The 926-nt window shown below is 51.6% G+C and carries 1 protein-coding gene; it reads left to right on the forward strand.

Annotation, left to right across the window (positions count from 1 at the left end; translation table 11 throughout):
- Nucleotides 1-926: RNA-guided endonuclease TnpB family protein (locus DW133_RS09950; RefSeq protein ID WP_147408933.1), on the forward strand; the 926-nt coding region annotated here is incomplete at both ends.

Here is a 926-nt window from a genome sequence, read left to right on the forward strand (position 1 = left end):
CTGCAGCAGGCGCTCAAGGACCTCGATCGAGCCATTGCCGACAGTTTTCGTCCTAAGAGTGATCCTGCCCGTAAAGAATGGCCGAAATTCAAAACAAAAGATATTGGAGACGGTTTTCGTATTCCGCAGTTCAGGCCTGAACATATCGATGATGCTAACGGCCGCGTGAAGTTGCCCAAGATCGGCTGGATGCGCTACCGCAAAAGCCGTCCGCTTGCATTCAAATGTGCCGATGGTTCCATGAAGTCCGGCACGGTCAGGCAGATTCACATCAAGAAGGATTGCGGTCATTGGTTTGTGGTCTTCACGACGGAATTTGACATTGAGATGCCGGATCCAAAGGCACTCGATGTCGGCATTGATCTGGGCGTGGTTCATGCGGTGGCTACGAGCGACGGTCAGTTCTTCGATCTCAATACGGGCAGAATCAAAGAGCTCGAAAAAGAGATTGCTCGCTATCAACGAAAATTGGCGTTAAACAGATCCTCGCGGCTGAAGCTTGCAAAGGAAGGACGGGCAGAAGCGTTCGATAAAACGAAGCCGAGCCGCAAACGCAGAAGATTGTTGGAAAAACTGCAGAAGCTGCACAGACGAGTTCGAAATATTCGCCGTGACTTTCAGATGAAGACCGCGCACACGCTCGCGCAGGAGTATGGCTGCGTGTACGTGGAAGATCTGAAGACGCGCAATATGACAAAGAGTGCCAAGGGAACGATTGACAATCCGGGTAAAAACGTCAAACAGAAATCCGGATTGAATCGGGCGATTCTGAGGACGGGCTTTTTTGGTATGCGGCAAGCGATTGAATGGCAGCAATACAAATTTGGCGGCTATGTAGTTGCCGTTCCCGCGGCTTATACGAGTTGCGAGTGCCCGTCATGCACGTGCACGGATAAGCGCAATCGACCGCGTCAAGCGCAGTTTCG

It is taken from the genome of Sutterella sp. AM11-39 (genome assembly GCF_003472385.1).
In the GTDB taxonomy this organism is placed as follows: domain Bacteria; phylum Pseudomonadota; class Gammaproteobacteria; order Burkholderiales; family Burkholderiaceae_F; genus Duodenibacillus; species Duodenibacillus intestinigallinarum.